We start from the raw sequence: 18,966 nt of genomic DNA, 5'->3' as shown, positions 1-18,966 counted from the left end.
CCATCAAGCCGCCTTCGACTGCGCGGCCAGCGACGCAAAGGTCTTGCCTTCGGCGGCCAGACGCTTGAGCAGCGGCGCCGGCTCGAGCGAGGGATCGTTGGTCTCTTTGGCGTAGTAGGACAGACGATCGGCGATGTGCTTGAGACCGACCTGGTCGGCATAGAACATCGGGCCGCCGCGGTAGATCGGCCAGCCATAGCCATAGAGCCAGATCACGTCGATATCGCTCGGCCGCGCCGCGATGCCCTCTTCGAGGATGCGCGCACCCTCATTGATCATCGGGTACATCATGCGCTCGAGGATCTCGTCGTCGCTGACGACCCGCTTCTTGCGGCCGAGGCGCTGCAGCGTCTCGTCGATCAGCTTTTCGACGTCCGGATCCGGCAACGCCGCGCGGGAGCCGGCTTCATACTTGTAATAGCCCTTGCCGGTCTTCTGGCCGAAGCGTCCGGCCTCGCACAGCGCGTCGGCGATTTCCGACTTGATGCCGCGGTCCTTGCGCGAACGCCAGCCGATATCGAGGCCGGCGAGATCGCTCATCGCGAACGGGCCCATCGGCATGCCGAACTTCGTCACCACGGCGTCGACCTGCTGCGGCAGCGCGCCCTCGAACAGCAGCTTTTCCGACTGCTTGCCGCGCTGCGCCAGCATGCGGTTGCCGACAAAGCCGTCGCAGACGCCGACCACGGCCGGCACCTTTGCGATCTTGCGCGCGATCGAAACGGCAGTCGTCAGCGCGTCCGGCGCGGTCTTGTCGGCGCGCACGATCTCGCACAGCTTCATCACGTTGGCCGGCGAGAAGAAGTGCATGCCGAGCACGTCCTGCGGACGCTTCGTCACCTTCGCGATCTCGTCGATGTTGAGGTACGAGGTGTTGGAAGCGAGCACCGCGCCCGGCTTGGCGTGCTTGTCGAGCGCCTCGAATACTTCCTTCTTGACCGCCATGGTCTCGAACACGGCTTCGATCACCAGGTCAGCGTCCTTGACGTTCTCCAGGCCAACGACGCCGTTGATCAGGCCCATGCGCTTGGCCGGCGCATCCGCAGGGATACCGCCACGCGCCGCTGTCGCCTCGTAGTTCTTCTGCATCACGCCCAGGCCGCGCTTGAGCTGCTCTTCGCCGGTCTCGATCAGCGTCACCGGAATACCGGCATTGGCGAACGACATCGCGATCCCGCCGCCCATGGTGCCGGCGCCGATGATGGCGACGCGCTCGACCGGACGCGGTTTGGTGCCTTCGGGCACGCCGGCGATCTTGGCGGCTTCGCGCTCGGAGAAGAAGGCGTAGCGCTGCGCTTTCGACTGGTCGCTGGCGACAAGCTTGAGGAAACCTTCGCGCTCCTTCTTCAACCCTTCGTCGAACGGCAGTTCGATCGCGGCGCGGACGGCATCCGCGGCTGCGAACGGCGCTTCCAGCCCGCGCGCCTTCTTGGTCAGCGCGGCGACCGCATTGGTGAAGATCGAAATGTCGGCCTTGGCGGCTGCGAGCTTGGAGTCGTCGTCGCGCAGCTTTCGCAAGGGACGCTTCTCCGCCAGCACCTTGCGGGCAAAGGCCTCGCCGCCGGCGGCAGGGCCCTCGACGATTTCCTCGATCAGGCCGTTCTTGAGCGCTTCCGCCGCGCCGATCGGATCGCCGCTGACGATCATCTTGACCGCGAGTTCGGGGCCGACCGCGCGCGGCAGGCGCTGCGTTCCGCCGGCGCCCGGCAGCAGGCCGAGCTTCACTTCGGGCAGGCCGAGCTTGGCTTCCTTGGTGGCGACGCGATAGTGGCATGCCAGAGCGACTTCGAGGCCGCCGCCGAGCGCCGTGCCGTGAATCGCGGCAATGATCGGCTTTGGCGAGCTCTCCATCAGGACAAGCACTTCGGCGAGGCCGGGCGGCTTCGGCGGCTTGCCGAATTCGGTGATGTCGGCGCCGGCGATGAAGGTCCGGCCTGCACAGGTCAGTACGATTGCCTTAACTTCCGTGTCCGCAATCGCGCTCTTCATGCATTCGAAGATACCGCCGCGCACGGCAGCGCTCAGCGCGTTGACGGGAGGACTGTTGACCGTGACGATGGCGATGACGTCATGACGCTCGAGTTTTACCACTTCGCTCACGGGACTCTCCCTGGATCGTTTGTTCTCTGGATCGTTTGTTCTTGGATGCTGCACAACTTGCGTTGAGTAGCTACGGTCGATTTCGCTAATTTCGCACTGCGAAATTTAATTCCACATCTTGACACGGAGGGTTATTTTGAAGCACGTCCGTTGTCAACGAGCTCATCAGCAGTAGCGGGAAATGAAGCGTCCAGGGAAAAAGGTGGCGACTGATCGCAGCTTCGTCGTCGCGCTTTCCCGCGGACTTGATGTGTTGCGCGCATTTCATCCCAACGACGGGCTTCTCGGCAATCAAGAACTCGCCGCCCGTACCAATTTGCCGAAGCCAACCATTTCCCGGCTGACCTACACCCTGACCAAGCTCGGTTATCTTACACCCGTTCCGCGCTTCGAGAAGTATCAGCTCGCGCCATCAGCCATGGCGCTGGGGTATGCCGCGCTGGCCAATCTCGGCGTTCGGCATTTGTCCGAACCCTATCGTGAAGAACTGATGCGCGAGACCGGCGGCGCCGTCGCCGTCGGCGGACGCGACCGTCACAGCATGATCTATTTCGGGCAGAGCCGTAACGGGCTGACGCTCGGCGTACAGCTCGACGTCGGCTCGCGCGTACCGATTGCGACTTCGGCGATGGGACGCGCCTATATCTGGGCACTGCCGGACGATGAACGCGCCTCTTTGTTGCGCGACCTGCGCGACCACTACGGCAGCCGATGGGCTCGGATGCGCGACGGCATCGAACGCTCGGGCGAAACGGTGGCGAAATACGGCTTCGCGATTTCCGCAGGCGAATGGCAGAACGACGTGCATGCGGTGGGTGTAGCATTGAAGCTCAATGACGGAACCGGGCCGTATGCCTTCAATTGCGGCGCGCCGGCATTCCGCTTCACGGAAGATCGCTTGATGACCGATATTGGACCTCGCCTTGTCACGATGGTAAGGAAAATCGAGGCAGCGCTGGGCGGCGCAGCACCGCAATCCAAAAAAACAGAAAACAAGAAGTTGAAAGCAGGAGGGAAAGTTGCACGTTTGGCCGAGGGGATCAGGTAGCCTTCACCATGACCGGCGAAAGTGTTCGCATGGTCATTCCCGCCTCGTGATCAGGGCGGGCGGGACGAGATGACGCAGGCACAGCTCGCGCAGGGCAATGCTCCCCTGCTCGCGGTTCGCGACGTCAGCGTCGTGTTCGGCGGCATCATCGCGTTGAATGGCGTGTCCTTTGACATGCACAAGGGCGCAATCCTCGGCCTCATCGGACCGAACGGCGCCGGAAAGACGACGCTGTTCAATTGCCTTTCCAGACTCTATCAGCCGAGCTCCGGTGATATTCTGATGGAAGGCTCGAGCATCCTGACGCGCCCGCCGCACCGGATCGCCGAAATCGGCATCGGCCGCACCTTCCAGAACGTCGCGTTGTTTCCCAATCTCTCGGTGCTCGACAACGTTCGCGTCGGCACCCACGCGCGCACTTCGAGCGACATCATCTCGGACTCGCTGAAGCTCGCCTGGGTTCGCCGCACCGAAGCCGACGTCAACAAGAAGGTCCATGAGATCCTCGACTACCTGGATCTCAATGACGTGGCCCACACCGTGGTTTCCGGCCTGCCCTTCGGCACCCAGAAGCGCGTCGAACTGGCACGCGCGCTCGCCGCCGATCCCAAGATCCTGCTGCTCGACGAACCCGCCGGCGGCCTCAACCACGAGGAAGTCCACGTGCTCGGCGACCTGATCCGCCGAATTCGCGACGAGCGCCACATGACCGTGCTGCTCGTCGAACATCACATGGGTCTGGTGATGTCGATCGCCGACCATGTCGTCGCACTCAACTTCGGCCGCAAGCTCGCCGAAGGAACACCGGCCCAGGTCCAGGCCGACCCGGACGTCATCAAAGCCTATCTGGGGAGCAAGGACCAATGACCGCGATGCTCAACGTCAAGGATCTCCGCGCCTATTACGGGCAGGTCCAGGCGCTTCATGGCCTCAGCTTCGCCCTCAATGAGGGCTCGCTGACCACGCTGCTCGGCGCCAACGGCGCCGGCAAGACCACCACCTTGCGCGCGATCTGCAACATGGTGCGTTCGACGGGTGCGATCGAGTTCGAGGGCAAGCCGCTCTCCGGCCGCTCGACCGAAAACGTCGTCCGTCTCGGCATCGCGCATGTGCCGCAGGGCCGCGGCACCTTCACCACCATGACGGTGGAGGAAAACCTGCAGTTAGGGGCCATCACCCGCAACGACAAGAAGGGCGTGGTTGCCGACATCGAACGCATGTACGAGCACTTCCCGGTGCTGAAGGAACGGCATACCCAGCAGGCCGGCACGCTGTCGGGCGGCGAGCAGCAGATGCTCGCGGTCGCGCGTGCGCTGATGCTGCGTCCGCGGCTGATGCTGCTGGACGAGCCGTCGTTCGGCCTGGCGCCCCTGATCGTGCGCGAGCTGTTCAAGATTCTCGGCAAGATCAACCGCGAGGACAAGGTCACCATCCTGGTGGTGGAGCAGAACGCGCAACTGGCGCTGGAACTCGCCGACCAGGCCTATGTGATCGAAACCGGACGCATCGTGATGTCGGGCAGTGCTGCCGAAATCGCGAACAACGAAGACATCCGTAAATCCTATCTGGGTTATTGAGGAGCGGCCGCCATGGAGCTGTTTACCAACCAAGTCCTGGCCGGCATTGCCACAGGCGCAATTTACGCCTGTATGGCGCTCGCCGTGGTTATGATCTACCAGGCGATCGATCATCTGAACTTCGCCCAGGGCGAAATGGCGATGTTCTCGACCTTTATTTCTTGGCAACTGATGCAGTGGGGCGTGCCCTACTGGTGGGCGTTCCTGCTCACCTTGGCGTTCTCCTTCGCCGGCGGCATTGCCATTGAGCGGCTGTTGTTCAAGCCGCTGGCGAAAGCGCCGATTCTGACTAACGTTGCCGGCTTCATCGCGTTGTATGGGATCATCAACAGCTTCGCGGGCCTGATCTGGGATTTCACCATCAAGCAGTATCCGACGCCGTTCGGATCATCGCCCTTCCTCGGCAGCCAGCTGATCTCGACCCACCAGGCCGGCATGATCGGCGTCACCGTGCTGCTGCTGATCCTGCTGTTCCTGTTCTTCCAGTACACGCGGATAGGCCTTGCCATGCGAGCCGCGGCTTCGCTGCCCGAATCGGCGCGCCTGGTCGGCATCAATACGTCCTGGATGATCGCGCTCGGCTGGGGCATGGCGGCCGCGATCGGCTCGATCGCCGGCATCCTGATCGCGCCTGTCGTGTTCCTGGAACCGAACATGATGTTGGGCGTGCTGATCTACGGCTTCGCCGCGGCCGTGCTCGGCGGCCTGACCTCACCGCTCGGCGCCGTGGTCGGCGGCTTCCTGGTCGGCATCTTCGAGAATCTGGCCGGGACCTACATTCCCGGCGTCGGTAACGAGTTGAAACTGCCGATCGCGCTTGCGCTGATCATCACCGTATTGGTCGTCAAACCGGCTGGGCTGTTTGGCCGGCCCATCGTGAAGCGAGTTTAGTCATGAGCGCTGTCGAAGACGTCGTCACAGAAGCACCGGCCGTCGAGGCCGTTCCGAAGCGAGCCATGACGCTCGGCCTGGGCACCTCGCTGGTGGTGCTCGTAGCGCTGCTTATCGTGCCGCTGTTCGTCAAAAACTTCATCATCTTCCAGTTGACGATGCTGTTGATCTACGGCCTGGCCGTTCTCGCCCTCAATATTCTGACCGGCGGCAGCGGCCAGTTCTCGCTGGGTCAGAGCGCGTTCTATGCGGTCGGCGCCTACACCTCGGCGATCCTGATCGAATACACCGGCATGAACTACGCGCTGACGCTGCCGATCGCGGGCCTGATCTGCTTCGCGTTCGGCTTCGCCTTCGGCCAGCCGGCGCTGCGGCTTTCTGGCGTGTATCTCGCGCTGGCGACGTTCGCCTTGGCCACCGCGATGCCACAAATCCTGAAACTCGGCTTCTTTGAGCACTGGACCGGCGGCGTGCAGGGCCTCGTCGTCACCAAGCCAGATGCGCCGTTCGGCCTGCCGATGTCGCAAGACATGTGGCTTTATTATTTCACGCTCGCGATCACGATCGGAATCTATATCGCCTCGGTCAATTTGCTGCGGTCGCGCTCGGGCCGCGCCTTCATGGCGATCCGTGACAACGAGATCGCGGCTTCCGCCATGGGCGTCGACGTCGCGCTGTACAAGACGCTGGCGTTCGGCGTTTCAGCCGGCATCACCGGCGTTGCCGGCGGCTTAGGGGCCATCGCGGTGCAGTTCGTGGCGCCGGACAGCTACACCATTTTGCTGGCGATCTCGCTGTTCCTCGGCATGGTCGTCGGCGGCGTCGGCTGGCTGCCGGGATCGTTCGTTGGCGCCGCCTTCATCATCTTCGTGCCGAACATCGCCGAAGGAATCTCGAAGGGCCTTTCCGGCGCCGTATTCGGCGTGCTTCTGTTCCTTGTCATCTTCCTCGTGCCGCACGGCGCCAGGCAGGTCGCGATAGTTGCGCAACAACTGATCGGAAAGCTGAAAAAGTAACCTCACTCAGGAGAAGAAATGCGTTCGGCAATAATAAGAAGCGCCGCCTTCTGGACGGCGCTCGTCACTTTCGCTGCCACAAACGGCAGTGCACTCGCCCAAAAGAAGTATGACACCGGTGCGACCGATACCGAAATCAAGATCGGTCACATCGTGCCCTACAGCGGCCCTGCCTCCGCCTATGGCGTCATCGGCAAGACCGAAGAAGCCTACTTCAAGATGGTCAACGAAAACGGCGGCATCAACGGGCGCAAGATCAAGTTCGTTTCCTATGACGATGCCTACAGTCCGCCGAAGGCCGTCGAACAGGTACGCAAGCTCGTCGAGAGCGATGAGGTGCTGGTGGTGTTCAATCCGCTCGGCACGCCGTCCAACAGTGCGATCCAGAAATATCTGAACGCCAAGAAGGTGCCGCAACTGTTCGTCGCCACCGGTGCTACCAAGTGGAACGATCCGAAGCATTTTCCGTGGACCATCGGATGGCAGCCCAGCTATCAGAGCGAAGGGCTGATCTATGCGAAATACCTGATGAAGGAAAAGCCGGACGCCAAGATCGCCGTGTTCTATCAGAACGACGATTTCGGCAAGGACTACCTCAAGGGCCTGAAGGACGGTTTCGGCGCCAAGGCATCAGCCATCATCGCCGAGGAAAGCTACGAGATCTCGGAGCCGACGATTGACAATCATATCGTCAAGCTCAAGGCCAGCGGCGCGGACGTCCTGATCAGCATCACGACGCCGAAATTCGCGGCGCAGACCATCAAGAAGATGGCCGAGATCGACTGGAAGGCGCTCCAGATCGTGGCCAATGTCTCGGCTTCAGTCGGCAGCGTGATCAAGCCCGCGGGCTTCGAAAACGCGCAGGGCCTGCTCTCGGCTGCCTACGCCAAGGACGCCGCCGATCCGCAGTGGAAAGACGACGCCGGAATGAAGAATTTTTTCGCCCTGCTCGACAAGTACTATCCCGAGGCCGACCGGCTCAACAGTTCGGTGGTCTACGGCTATGGCGCAGCCCAGACCCTGACCAGGATCCTCGAAATGTGCGGCGACGACCTGACCCGCGCCAACATCATGAAGCAGGCTGCGAACCTGAAGGACTTCACGCCCGATACGCTCCTGCCGGGCGTCAGGATCAACACGTCGGCCACCGACTTCGCCCCGATCGAGCAGCTTCAGATGATGCGCTTCAAGGGCGAGAAGTGGGACCTGTTCGGTGACGTCATCAGCGGCGAGGCGGCAACTAATTAATATTCCGTCCCGCGGGCAGTTGCCCGCGGTATCCGACTAAATATCGCCCCCCGGGACGCCGTCGCGGGGGGCTTTTTGTTGCTGGACGGGGCCGAAAGGTATTCAATGCGATCCAAGAGCCGCCAAGCGCTCCAAACAAAAAGAAGATGACACATCCATCGTGATCCCAGGGAGATCAAAATGTCCGTTATCAACTTGCGACTGGGAGCCGTTGCGGCAGCCCTCGCATTGCTTGCCGCGACCAGCAGCGGCGCATTGGCACAAAAGAGATACGACACCGGCGCCACCGACACCGAAATCAAGATCGGCAACATCATGCCGTACAGCGGACCGGCCTCCGCCTACGGCGTGATCGGAAAAACCGAAGAGGCCTATTTCAGGAAGGTCAACGCCGAGGGCGGCATCAACGGCCGCAAGATCAACTTCATCAGCTATGACGATGCCTACAGCCCGCCGAAGACCGTGGAGCAGGCCCGCAAGCTGGTCGAGAGTGACGAAGTCCTGCTGGTCTTCAATTCGCTCGGCACGCCGCCGAACACTGCGATTCAGAAATACCTCAACACCAAGAAGGTGCCGCAACTGTTCGTCGCGACCGGCGCCACCAAGTGGAACGACCCCAAGGACTTTCCCTGGACCATGGGCTGGCAGCCCAACTACCAGAGCGAGTCGCAGATCTACGCCAAGTACATTCTGAAGAACCATCCGAACGCCAAGATCGCGGTGCTCTATCAGAACGACGATTACGGCAAGGACTATTTGAAGGGCTTCAAGGATGGCCTGGGCGCCAAGGCTGCCTCATTGATCGTCATCGAGGAAAGCTACGAAGTCTCCGAGCCGACGATCGACTCCCATATCGTCAAGATGAAAGCGACCGGCGCGGACGTCTTCTTTAACATCACCACGCCCAAGTTCGCGGCGCAGGCGATCAAGAAGAACGCCGAGGTCGGCTGGAAGCCGCTGCACTTCCTCAACAACGTCTCTTCCTCGATCGGCAGCGTGATGAAGCCGGCCGGCTTCGAGAATGGACAGGACATCATCTCGTCGCAATACTTCAAGGATCCGACCGACGCGCAATGGAAGAACGATGCCGGGATGAAGGCCTGGAACGAGTTCCTGGACAAGTACTATCCGGAAGCCAATCGCGCCGACAGTGCGGTGATGTACGCCTACAACGTAGCGCAAGGCCTCGTGCATGTGCTGAAGGCCTGCGGCGACGACCTCACCCGGGCCAACGTCATGAAGCAGGCCGCCAGCATCAAGGACCTCGAACTCGGCGGACTGTTGCCTGGGGTCAAGGTCAACACCTCGCCGACCGACTTCGCCCCGATCTCGCAATTGCAGCTGATGAAGTTCAAGGGCGACACCTGGGAGCGCTTCGGCGAAATTCTTTCCGGCGACGTCGGCGGTTAACGCCACCGAACAGTCTACTAAAGAAAAGCCCCTGCGGCTTTGCCGCAGGGGCTTTTTGTTGTGAGGCGTGCGGCAAGATGCTAATCACGACGCCGTTAAAAGAGCTTCGTGCAAGGAGCCTGACGGTTGGATTTAATGAATGAAAAGGGAGAGACAGAAATGTCCACAATGAAAAAACTTGCGGTTGTTTCGACCGCGTTTGGACTACTCGCGGCAACTTCGAGCGGCGTTCTCGCACAAAAGAAATACGATCCCGGTGCGAGCGATACCGAGATCAAGATCGGCAACATCATGCCCTACAGCGGACCGGCTTCCGCCTACGGCGTGATCGGCAAGACCGAAGAGGCCTACTTCAAGAAGATCAACGCCGAGGGCGGCATCAACGGCCGCAAGATCAACTTCATCAGCTATGACGATGCGTACAGCCCGCCGAAGACGGTGGAACAGGCGCGCAAGCTGGTCGAGAGCGATGAAGTCCTCCTCATCTTCAACCCGCTCGGTACGCCGCCGAACACCGCGATCCAGAAGTACCTGAACACGAAGAAGGTACCGCAACTGTTCGTCGCGACCGGCGCCACCAAGTGGAACGATCCGAAGACCTTCCCGTGGACAATGGGCTGGCAGCCCAACTACCAGAGCGAAACGCAGATCTATGCGAAGTACATTCTCAAGGAGAAACCGAACGCCAAGGTCGCGATCCTCTATCAGAACGACGATTACGGAAAGGACTACCTGAAGGGCTTCAAGGACGGGCTCGGCGCCAAGGCCGCGTCGATGATCGTCATGGAGGAAAGCTACGAAGTCTCCGAGCCGACCATCGACTCCCACATCGTCAAGCTGAAGTCGACCGGCGCCGACGTGTTCATCAACATCACCACGCCCAAGTTCGCGGCGCAGGCGATCAAGAAGAACGCCGAGATCGGCTGGAAGCCGCTGCACTTCCTCAACAACGTCTCGGCCTCGATCGGCAGCGTCATCAAGCCGGCCGGCATGGAGAACGCCCAGGACATCATCTCCTCGCAATATCTGAAGGATCCGACGGATGCGCAGTGGAAGGATGATGCGGGCATGAAGGCCTGGAACGAGTTTCTGGACAAGTATTATCCGGAAGCCAACCGCGCCGATGCGTCTGTCATGTTCGGCTACACCGTCGCGCAGGGCCTCGTGCACGTGCTGAAGGCTTGCGGCGACAATCTCACGCGCGAGAACGTCATGAAGCAGGCGGCCAGCATCAAGGACCTCGAACTCGGCGGCCTGCTGCCGGGCATCAAGGTCAACACGTCGGCGACCGACTTTGCCCCGATTTCTTCGGTACAACTGATCCGGTTCAAAGGCGAGACCTGGGAACGCTTTGGCGAAATCCTCTCCAGCGACGCCGGCGGCTAGTCATTTCGAATCCTGATCGGCCCATTTCTCGGGCCGGAAGGGCCCCCGCGGCGCGCTCGCGGGGGTTTTCTTTTGCGGCGATTGGATGGATAACCAGACCTCCTGTCCCGCAGCAGTTCTCGTGAAATCATGACCGACCGGCGACCCCTCTTGCGTGCGATATTTGATGCGGCTGTCGCTGCCGCGCATCCCGACGTCGTGCTGTCGGCGCATCTGCGGCCCACACCGAAAGGTAAGGTGATCTGCCTCGCCGCCGGCAAGGGCGCGGCGGCAATGGCGGCTGCGGCCGAACGGCATTATCTCGACGCGCTTGGGCTGGATCCGTCACGACTGACCGGCCTTGCCACCACGCGGCACGGCCACGGCGTGCCGACGCGGCGGATCAGGGTCGTCGAGGCCGGCCATCCCGTGCCCGACGAAGCCGGGCTGAAAGCCGCCGACGACACGCTGCGTCTCGCCGCTGAGGCGACCGCTGACGATCTGCTGCTGGTGCTGCTCTCCGGTGGCGGCTCTGCGAACTGGATCGCGCCGGCCGACGGCGTTTCGTTCGCACAGAAGCAGCAGGTGAACCGCGCATTGTTGCGCTCGGGCGCGCCGATCGGCGAGATGAATATCGTCCGCAAGCATCTGTCGCGGATCAAGGGCGGACGGCTGGCCCGCGCCGGCCAGCGCGCCGCCGAAATCGTCACGCTGGCGATCTCCGACGTGCCGCATGACGATCCGTCCGCGATCGCATCGGGGCCGACGGTGCCGGATCCGAGTACGCTGGCGGACGCCCGCGCGCTGGTGGCGAGGTATAATCTCACGGTCGACGATGCCGTCAGGCGCGCCCTCGAAGATCCCAGGAATGAGAGCTGCAAGCCCGGCGATGGCGCGTTTGCCCGTGCCCAATTCGAGATGATTGCGAAGCCGAAGGCTTCGCTCGACGCGGCCATCACGGTCGCAAAGGATGCCGGCTACGAGGTGATCGGCCTCGGCGCGGATCTCGAAGGTGAGGCACGCGATGTCGCGGCCGCTCATGCGCGCCTGGCGCTGAAAGCACGCAACGAAGGCAAACGCATCGCGATCCTTTCGGGCGGCGAACTCACGGTGACCGTGCGCGGCAATGGCCGTGGCGGCCCCAACCAGGAATATGCGCTGGCGCTGGCGGATCTTCTGAAGGACACTTCAGGCATTGTGGCGCTGGCCGCGGACACCGACGGCGCCGACGGCGGCGCCGGCAGCGCGACCGATCCGGCCGGCGCCGTGATCGATCAGACCACGTTTGCGAAGATGAAGTCGCTCGGCCTCTCACCCGCGACCTATCTTGCCAACAACGACGCCACCGCGTTCTTTTCAGCCACCGGCGATTTGCTGCTGACCGGCCCGACGCTCACCAACGTCAATGACGTCAGGGCGATTTTGGTGGACCCCGCCTAGGTTTTCCGGGCGGCTGCCGGCATCCTGTAGGTGCCAAAACCGCGTTAACACTCTGTTGAGCAAGTTGCGAAGAACCGGCACGCATTTGCCGGTCTCGAAGATGCAATTCACCAGCCTGGGCTTCTAATGGCCGTTCTCCTTGAAGCAGGAGAGCCGCCAATAGCGGCTGGGGAAACGCTAAATGACGGATCACGGCCAGATAACCGTCCCGCAGTCAGCGCCCTTGAGTGCGCGGCTCGAAGAGGCGATCAATCATTTATCGCTCGGGATCGTCATTTTCGACGAGAAACGCGAAGTCGTTTTCTGCAACGGGCGTTACAGGGAAATGTACGGGCTGTCGCCTGAACAGGTGAAGCCAGGCACACCGACCCGTGAACTGATCCGGCATCGGCTGGATCTCGGCCTGAAGGTGCCGGTCGCCCCCGATGATTACATCCGTGAGCGCGTCGGCCGCGACATCGCACTCGACACCACGGTGCAGGAGTTTGCTGACGGCCGGATCATTGCCTACACCGTCTACCCGGTGCCCGGCGGCGGCGGGATGGCGACCCACGAGGACATCACCGAGCGTGAAGAGCTCAATGCCCGGCTGAAAAAACAATACGAACTCGGCAAGGAGCAGGAAGAGACGCTGCGCGTCAGGAACTTCCAGTTCGACACCGCCATCAACAACATGTCGCAGGGGCTTTGCTTCTTCGATTCCGACCACCGCCTGATCGTCTGCAACGATCGTTTCGTCGAGATGTACGATATCGCGCCCGAGCGCGTCAGCCCCGGCATGTCGCTGGTCGAGATCGTCGACCTGCGGTTCGAAGCCGGCAGCTTCCCCGCCATGACGCGCGACGAATATCTCCACTGGCGCACCAACGTGGCGGTTTCCAACGAGGCGAAAGACAGCATCGTCGAACTGATGAACGGACGCACGTTCAAGATCCGTCACCGCCCGATGCCCGGCGGCGGCTGGGTCGCCACGCATGAAGACATCACCGAACAGCGGCAATCGGAGGTCAAGATCGAATACATGGCGCACCACGATGCGCTGACCGATCTTGCCAACCGGGTGCTGTTGAACGATCGGCTCGAATACGTGCTGAGCAGGGTCCAGCGCGGCGAAATGGTGGCCGTCCACCATCTCGACCTCGATCAGTTCAAGGCCGTGAACGATACGTTCGGCCATCCCTGCGGCGACAAGCTGCTGAAGATCGTCGCCGAGCGGTTGCGCGGACTCGTTGGCGAGGCCGACACGATCGCGCGGATGGGAGGCGATGAATTCGTGATCGTGCAGGCCATGATCGCGGACCCCGCCGATGCCACTTCGCTGGCGCAGGGCGTCATCGATGCGCTGAGCGAGCCCTATGACATCGACGGCCAGCAGGCCGTGATCGGCGTCAGCATCGGCATTTCGGTCGGCCCCGGCGATGGATCGAACCCCGACAAATTGTTGCGCAACGCCGACCTTGCGCTCTACCGCGCCAAGAGCGACGGCCGCGGCACGTTCCGCTTCTTCGAACCCGTGATGGACCTGCAGATGCAGAACCGCCGCATCCTGGAACAGGATCTGCGCAAGGCGCTGCCATCAGGCGAATTCGAGCTGCACTATCAGCCGGTCGTCAATCTGGCGAGCAAGGAAATCAGCGGCTTCGAGGCCCTGATACGCTGGAATCATCCGACCAAGGGAATGATCTCGCCGGCCGACTTCATTCCGCTGGCCGAAGAGATCGGCTTTATCGTCCCGATGGGCGAGTGGGTCATCCGGCAGGCCTGCGCCACCGCGGCGCAATGGCCCGACAACCTTCACGTCGCCGTCAATATTTCAGCGATCCAGTTTCGCAGTCCCGGCCTGATGCAGGTGATCGTCAGTGCGCTCGCGGCCTCCGGTCTGGCGCCCACGCGGCTGGAGATCGAAATCACCGAGAGCGTATTGCTTCACAACAAGGAAGCGACGCTCGCGGTGCTGCATCAGTTGCGGGCGCTCGGAATCCGGATCGCGATGGACGATTTCGGCACCGGATATTCGTCGCTGACCTACTTGCAGAGCTTTCCGTTCGACAAGATCAAGATCGACCGCTCGTTCGTCAAGAACATCACCGAGAATTCAAGCTCGCTCAACATCGTGCGGGCGGTTGCCGCGCTCGCCAACGGCATGGGCATGACGGCTACCGCCGAGGGCGTGGAAACCGCAGAGCAGCTCCACAGCATCGCTTCCGAGGGATGCACGGAGATGCAGGGCTTCCTGTTCAGCCGGCCGCTTCCCGCCGCCGAGATCGAGCGGCAATTCCTGTCGGGACGCGGCCCGCGTGAGGCTCAAGGCCGTATCGTCGCGGCCTGATCGCGCCGCTCAGAACTCCGTCGCGATCTTCGACAGCATTTCGAGCAGGGCTATGCGGTTGGCCGGGCCCAGCAATTCATTGAGCCGCGCCTCGTGCTTGCTGGCAACGAGTTTCTTGGCGCGCGCCAGCACCGCCCTTCCCTTGTCGGTCAGAACCAGGATGTGCGAGCGGCGGTCGTTGGTCGAGCGCATCCGGACGCACAGGCCGCGGCTCTCCAGCGCATCCAGCATCGACACGAAATTCGGCCTGAGGATGCCGAGCGTGTTGGCGATTTCGGTCTGGTTGCGTCCGGGGTTGCGGTCGAGCAGCAGCAGCACCGAGAATTGCGCCGGCGTCAGTTGCAGCGGCGCGACGCAGCGCAGGAAGTCCTCGAATACCTTGAGCTGCGCACGCTTGAGCGAATAGCCGAGCAGTTCGGCCAGCTCGCCCAGTTGCAGCCCGGCATTGTCCGCGGCGCCGTCCGCAGCGCCGCCCGCAATTTCCTTGCCGTTGTTGCGCGGCGGCTTGACGGCATCGGTCGCTGCCTTGGAAACTGTCATGGCGTGAGGCTCGCACCCGAAAAAGGGCTTGGCCGGCGGCCGGGCCCTTGATGTTATATTTGATAATTGTTATTGAATATATCAAATATCGGCGGCTTTCAACTGCCGAGATATGGGACGGCCGGCGGACCGCAGGAGGTCAGGACCGGCGACGCTTTTAGGGGGAGCGCCAGTCTTGAACACGACGATCATGCTGTTCCTGCTGCAGGACGGCATCACCAATGGCGCGATCTATGCGCTGCTCGGGCTTGCGCTGGTGCTGGTGTTTGCCGTCACCCGCGTCATCCTGATCCCGCAGGGCGAATTCGTCACCTACGGCGCGCTCAGCTACGCCGTGCTGGCGACCGGCAAGGTGCCGGGCACCGCGTGGCTCGCAATGGCGATGGGCTTGGTCGCCCTTGCTCTCGACCTGTTTGACGCGCGGCGATCGCTGCGGCTCAAGCGGGTCGCGCGCGCCTTTGCCCTCAACATCGTTCTTCCGGCCGCGATCCTGGCCCTGGCCTACGGGTTCGCCAGCCCCAAGGCCCCGATCGCGGTCAACATCGCGCTGTCGCTTTTGATCGTCGCGGCGATCGGACTGTTCCTCTACCGCATCGCATTCCAGCCGATCGCCCATACCTCGGTGCTGGTGCTACTGATCGCGTCCGTCGGCTGTCATCTCGCCTTGCAGGGCCTGGGCCTGGTGTTCTTCGGCGCCGAGGGCCTGCGCGGTCCAGCTTTGTCGAACGCGGCACTGACGATCGGTCCGTTGCGCTTCACCGGCCAGAGCCTTGCGGTCTACGGGCTGACGATTGGCTTCATCATAGCACTCTGGCTGTTCTTTGGCTTCACGCTGATGGGCAAGGCGCTGCGCGCCACCGCCGTCAACCGGCTCGGCGCCCGCCTCGTCGGCATCCGCACCACGCTGTCGGGACAGATCGCGTTTCTGCTGGCGTCCCTGATCGGCGCGATTTCCGGCATCCTGATCGTGCCGATCACCACGCTCTATTACGACACCGGTTTCCTGATCGGTCTGAAAGGTTTCATTGCCGCGATCATCGGCGGTCTCGTGAGCTATCCGCTGACCGCGGTGGCGGCCTTGATCGTCGGCAGCGTCGAGGCCTTTTCCTCGTTCTACGCCAGCAATTTCAAGGAGGTCATCGTCTTTACGCTGATCCTTCCCGTGCTGGTGCTGCGTTCGCTCGCAGCGCCCGCGGTCGAGGAAGAGAAGGACTGACGGCCATGCATCAGCGGCTTCCTGTCATCATCTTCGCAGCTGTCATGGCGGCGATCCCGTTCATTCCGGGCGTCCCGCCGTTCTGGATCGTGCTGCTCAACAATATCGGCCTCGCCGCGCTGGTGGCGATGGGGCTGGTGCTGCTCACCGGCGTCGGCGGCCTCACCTCGTTCGGCCAGGCCGCCTTTTGCGGTTTCGGCGCTTACACCACAGCGGTGCTGACGACTGCCTACGGTTTTTCGCCGTGGCTGACGCTGCCGCTCGCGCTGCTGGTCAGCGGCATCGCCGCCGTCCTGCTCGGCATCGTCACGGTGCGGCTATCCGGCCATTATCTGCCGCTCGGCACCATCGCCTGGGGCATCGGCCTGTTCTATCTGTTCAGCAAGCTGGAATTCCTCGGCCGCAATGACGGCATCTCGGGCATCCCGCCGCTCTCGATCGGCAGCTTCCGGATGCTCGATCCCGGCTCGATCTATTTCGCGATCTGGATCGGGGTACTGATCTCGGCATTGCTGACCATGAACCTGTTGGACTCCCGCACCGGCCGCGCGATCCGCGCGCTGCGGCGCGGGCATATCGCCGGCGAAGCGTTCGGCGTGCAGACGCCGCGCGCCAAGCTTTTGGTGTTCATCTATGCGGCGGTACTCGCCGGCCTGTCCGGCTGGCTCTATGCGCATTTCCAGCGCGCCGCCAACCCGACGCCGTTCGGCGCCCAGGCCGGCATCGAATATCTGTTCATCGCCGTGGTCGGCGGCGCCGGTTACGTCTGGGGCGCGGTGCTCGGCGCCGGTATCGTCGTGATCCTGAAGGAGGTGCTGCAGAGCTATCTGCCGTATGTCTTTGGCGGCCAGAGCCAGCTCGAGACCATCGTGTTCGGCATCCTGCTGGTCGTGCTGCTGCAACTGGCGCCGACCGGCGTCTGGCCATGGCTGATGGCTAGGTTGCCGCTCAAGCCGGGCCGCAAGATCCCCGATACGTCGCTTCCGCTTGCCAAGCGCGAGCGCACGCCGGCCTCTGCTGCCGTGCTGCTGCAGATCGAAAAGGCGCGAAAACAGTTCGGCGGCGTGATCGCGGTCAACGACGTCTCGTTCGACGTCCAGGCCCGCGAGATCGTCGCCCTGATCGGGCCCAACGGCGCCGGCAAGAGCACGACCTTCAACCTGATCACGGGCGTGCTGACGACGACCGGCGGCACCATCTCGGTGCTCGGCCACAAGGTCGACAACGCGCCGCCGCAGGAAGTGGTCAAACTCGGCGTCAGCAGAACCTTCCAGCACGTCAAGCTGGTGCCCGACATGACCGTGCTGGAGAACGTCGCGATCGGCGCGCATCTGCGCGGGTCTTCGGGCGCGATATCAAGCATGTTCCGGCTGGACCGCGCCGATGAGGCGAAACTGCTGGCGGAAGCCGCGCGCCAGATCGAGCGCGTCGGCCTTGGCGACCAGATCGACCAACTGGCCGGAAGCCTGTCGCTCGGCCAGCAGCGCATCGTCGAGATTGCGCGCGCGCTATGCGTCGATCCGCTCCTGCTGCTGCTCGACGAGCCGGCCGCGGGACTTCGTCACATGGAGAAGCAGCGGCTCGCTGCGCTACTCCGTCAATTGCGCGACGGCGGCATGTCGGTGCTGCTGGTCGAGCACGACATGGGTTTTGTGATGGATCTCGCCGACCGCATCGTGGTGCTGGATTTCGGCACCAAGATCGCCGAGGGCACGCCGGCCGCGATCAAGACCAACCCCGATGTGATCAAGGCCTATCTCGGAGCTACCGCATGAGCGCGCTGTTATCGGTCTCCGACGCCCATGTTTCCTACGGCAAGGTCGAAGCCGTGCGTTCGGTTTCGCTCGACGTCGCCGACAATGAGATCGTCACCATCATCGGCGCCAACGGCGCCGGCAAGACCACGCTGCTGAACGCCATCATGGGCGTGCTGCCGCTCAAGGGCGCCACCGCCTTTGCAGGCACCGACATGGCCCCGCTCGACATCGAGGACCGCGTCGCGGCGGGCCTCTGTCTGGTGCCCGAGCACCGCGAATTGTTCGGCACCATGAACGTCGAGGACAATCTGGAGCTCGGTGCCTTCCGGATTCCGAAGGCCACGGCGGCAAGATCGTTCGAAAAAGTCTACACGCTGTTTCCGCGGCTGAAGGAGCGGCGCAAGCAGCTGGCCGGCACGCTGTCGGGCGGCGAGCAGCAGATGCTGGCGATGGGCCGCGCCCTGATGGGCGCGCCCAAACTGTTGATGCTGGACGAGCCGAGCCTCGGCCTCGCCCCGATCATCGTCGCCGACATCTTCCGCACCATCGGCGAACTGCGCGCCGCCGGCGTCTCGGTGCTGCTGGTCGAGCAGAACGCGCAAGCCGCCCTGCAGATCGCCGACCGCGCCTATGTCATGGAGCTCGGCGAATTCATCCTGAGCGGATCGGCAAAGGATATCGCGTCCAACCAGCGCGTCGCGGCGAGCTATCTCGGCTTCCAGCACGAGGGCGCGAGCGGGATCTAGGGGGCGACCCGCAAATTCAGAGTGGTCGGTGGACGTCCGCCCTGGTGCGCATTCCGGACTTAAGTTGGAAATCGCGTGACGTCTGAAACGCGCCAATGAGCGACGTCCACGGGCTTGGTATCCAATCAGTATTCGCAGGAATTGGCCTAGAACAAGCCAGCTCTGATAACGGCGACCGATCAACATCTATCTTTAAGCGCATCTCCAACCGGCCCAGCCGGCGAGTCCATTGCGTTTTCATATCAAAAACCGCAGATTGAACCGGATTTTGGCTTGGGGATAC

15 protein-coding genes are annotated in these 18,966 nt (G+C 62.4%); 13 read left to right on the top strand and 2 right to left on the bottom strand.

Going from position 1 to position 18,966, the window contains the following annotated elements:
* Positions 1-3: 3 nt before the first annotated feature.
* A complete protein-coding gene (locus JQ624_RS13500) occupies positions 4-2,100 on the bottom strand; it encodes a 3-hydroxyacyl-CoA dehydrogenase NAD-binding domain-containing protein (protein ID WP_212419379.1) in 2,097 nt (698 codons plus the stop codon).
* A 181-nt stretch (positions 2,101-2,281) separates the two neighbouring features.
* On the opposite strand from JQ624_RS13500, the gene JQ624_RS13495 reads away from it, so the two are divergent.
* The 10 genes from JQ624_RS13495 to JQ624_RS13450 all read left to right on the top strand — a co-directional run bounded on the left by JQ624_RS13495 (position 2,282) and on the right by JQ624_RS13450 (position 14,424).
* Positions 2,282-3,148 carry an IclR family transcriptional regulator gene (locus tag JQ624_RS13495; protein WP_212419378.1) on the top strand — a complete coding sequence of 289 codons (867 nt, stop codon included), beginning with the start codon at positions 2,282-2,284 and terminating at the stop codon, positions 3,146-3,148.
* A gap of 69 nt (positions 3,149-3,217) precedes the next feature.
* A complete protein-coding gene (locus JQ624_RS13490; protein ID WP_212419377.1) occupies positions 3,218-4,015 on the top strand; it encodes an ABC transporter ATP-binding protein in 798 nt (265 codons plus the stop codon).
* Positions 4,012-4,725: an ABC transporter ATP-binding protein gene (locus tag JQ624_RS13485; RefSeq protein ID WP_212419376.1), complete on the top strand. Its 714-nt coding sequence runs from the start codon at positions 4,012-4,014 to the stop codon at positions 4,723-4,725. Before JQ624_RS13490 ends, JQ624_RS13485 begins: the two co-directional genes overlap by 4 nt.
* A gap of 12 nt (positions 4,726-4,737) precedes the next feature.
* Entirely contained in the window at positions 4,738-5,616 is an 879-nt protein-coding gene (locus JQ624_RS13480; protein WP_212419375.1) for a branched-chain amino acid ABC transporter permease, read from the top strand.
* 2 nt (positions 5,617-5,618) lie between these two features.
* A complete protein-coding gene (locus JQ624_RS13475; protein WP_212419374.1) occupies positions 5,619-6,632 on the top strand; it encodes a branched-chain amino acid ABC transporter permease in 1,014 nt (337 codons plus the stop codon).
* Positions 6,633-6,650: 18 nt separating this feature from the next.
* Positions 6,651-7,880: an ABC transporter substrate-binding protein gene (locus JQ624_RS13470; RefSeq protein ID WP_212419373.1), complete on the top strand. Its 1,230-nt coding sequence runs from the start codon at positions 6,651-6,653 to the stop codon at positions 7,878-7,880.
* A gap of 180 nt (positions 7,881-8,060) precedes the next feature.
* Positions 8,061-9,290, top strand: a complete 1,230-nt coding sequence (locus JQ624_RS13465) for an ABC transporter substrate-binding protein (RefSeq protein WP_212419372.1) — start codon at positions 8,061-8,063, stop codon at positions 9,288-9,290.
* Positions 9,291-9,449: 159 nt separating this feature from the next.
* Positions 9,450-10,676, top strand: coding sequence for an ABC transporter substrate-binding protein (locus tag JQ624_RS13460; protein WP_212419371.1), 1,227 nt, complete (start codon positions 9,450-9,452; stop codon positions 10,674-10,676).
* Between the two features lie 129 nt (positions 10,677-10,805).
* On the top strand, positions 10,806-12,095 hold the full coding sequence (locus JQ624_RS13455; protein ID WP_212419370.1) for a glycerate kinase: 1,290 nt from the start codon (positions 10,806-10,808) through the stop codon (positions 12,093-12,095).
* Positions 12,096-12,276: 181 nt separating this feature from the next.
* Positions 12,277-14,424 carry an EAL domain-containing protein gene (locus JQ624_RS13450; protein ID WP_212419369.1) on the top strand — a complete coding sequence of 716 codons (2,148 nt, stop codon included), beginning with the start codon at positions 12,277-12,279 and terminating at the stop codon, positions 14,422-14,424.
* Positions 14,425-14,433: 9 nt separating this feature from the next.
* Here JQ624_RS13450 and JQ624_RS13445 read toward each other — a convergent pair whose 3' ends face one another.
* On the bottom strand, positions 14,434-14,964 hold the full coding sequence (locus tag JQ624_RS13445; protein ID WP_212419368.1) for a MarR family winged helix-turn-helix transcriptional regulator: 531 nt from the start codon (positions 14,962-14,964) through the stop codon (positions 14,434-14,436).
* 175 nt (positions 14,965-15,139) lie between these two features.
* Between JQ624_RS13445 and JQ624_RS13440 the strand changes: the two genes are divergently transcribed.
* Genes JQ624_RS13440 through JQ624_RS13430 form a run of 3 tightly spaced genes read left to right on the top strand, consistent with a single transcriptional unit; the run spans position 15,140 to position 18,683 of the window.
* Positions 15,140-16,180, top strand: a complete 1,041-nt coding sequence (locus tag JQ624_RS13440) for a branched-chain amino acid ABC transporter permease (RefSeq protein ID WP_212419367.1) — start codon at positions 15,140-15,142, stop codon at positions 16,178-16,180.
* A gap of 5 nt (positions 16,181-16,185) precedes the next feature.
* The gene (locus JQ624_RS13435) at positions 16,186-17,955 is read left to right on the top strand and encodes an ABC transporter permease subunit (protein WP_212419366.1); all 1,770 of its coding nucleotides are present in this window, start codon (positions 16,186-16,188) and stop codon (positions 17,953-17,955) included.
* A complete protein-coding gene (locus JQ624_RS13430; RefSeq protein WP_212419365.1) occupies positions 17,952-18,683 on the top strand; it encodes an ABC transporter ATP-binding protein in 732 nt (243 codons plus the stop codon). Before JQ624_RS13435 ends, JQ624_RS13430 begins: the two co-directional genes overlap by 4 nt.
* Positions 18,684-18,966: the final 283 nt, after the last annotated feature.

The organism is Bradyrhizobium sp. AUGA SZCCT0283 (assembly GCF_018130385.1).
Classification (GTDB): Bacteria; Pseudomonadota; Alphaproteobacteria; order Rhizobiales; family Xanthobacteraceae; genus Bradyrhizobium.
Note: the sequence above shows the minus strand (reverse complement) of the source record. Positions and strands in the feature narration are given on the sequence as shown.

Excerpts from the sequence above, each read along its gene's own strand:
- JQ624_RS13445 (WP_212419368.1), bottom strand. The coding sequence starts at position 14,964 with ATGACAGTTTCCAAGGCAGCGACCGATGCCGTCAAGCCGCCGCGCAAC.
- JQ624_RS13460 (WP_212419371.1), top strand. The coding sequence starts at position 9,450 with ATGTCCACAATGAAAAAACTTGCGGTTGTTTCGACCGCGTTTGGACTA.
- JQ624_RS13470 (WP_212419373.1), top strand. The coding sequence starts at position 6,651 with ATGCGTTCGGCAATAATAAGAAGCGCCGCCTTCTGGACGGCGCTCGTC.
- JQ624_RS13480 (WP_212419375.1), top strand. The coding sequence starts at position 4,738 with ATGGAGCTGTTTACCAACCAAGTCCTGGCCGGCATTGCCACAGGCGCA.
- JQ624_RS13490 (WP_212419377.1), top strand. The coding sequence starts at position 3,218 with ATGACGCAGGCACAGCTCGCGCAGGGCAATGCTCCCCTGCTCGCGGTT.
- JQ624_RS13485 (WP_212419376.1), top strand. The coding sequence starts at position 4,012 with ATGACCGCGATGCTCAACGTCAAGGATCTCCGCGCCTATTACGGGCAG.
- JQ624_RS13430 (WP_212419365.1), top strand. The coding sequence starts at position 17,952 with ATGAGCGCGCTGTTATCGGTCTCCGACGCCCATGTTTCCTACGGCAAG.
- JQ624_RS13465 (WP_212419372.1), top strand. The coding sequence starts at position 8,061 with ATGTCCGTTATCAACTTGCGACTGGGAGCCGTTGCGGCAGCCCTCGCA.
- JQ624_RS13450 (WP_212419369.1), top strand. The coding sequence starts at position 12,277 with ATGACGGATCACGGCCAGATAACCGTCCCGCAGTCAGCGCCCTTGAGT.
- JQ624_RS13475 (WP_212419374.1), top strand. The coding sequence starts at position 5,619 with ATGAGCGCTGTCGAAGACGTCGTCACAGAAGCACCGGCCGTCGAGGCC.
- JQ624_RS13435 (WP_212419366.1), top strand. The coding sequence starts at position 16,186 with ATGCATCAGCGGCTTCCTGTCATCATCTTCGCAGCTGTCATGGCGGCG.
- JQ624_RS13495 (WP_212419378.1), top strand. The coding sequence starts at position 2,282 with ATGAAGCGTCCAGGGAAAAAGGTGGCGACTGATCGCAGCTTCGTCGTC.
- JQ624_RS13455 (WP_212419370.1), top strand. The coding sequence starts at position 10,806 with ATGACCGACCGGCGACCCCTCTTGCGTGCGATATTTGATGCGGCTGTC.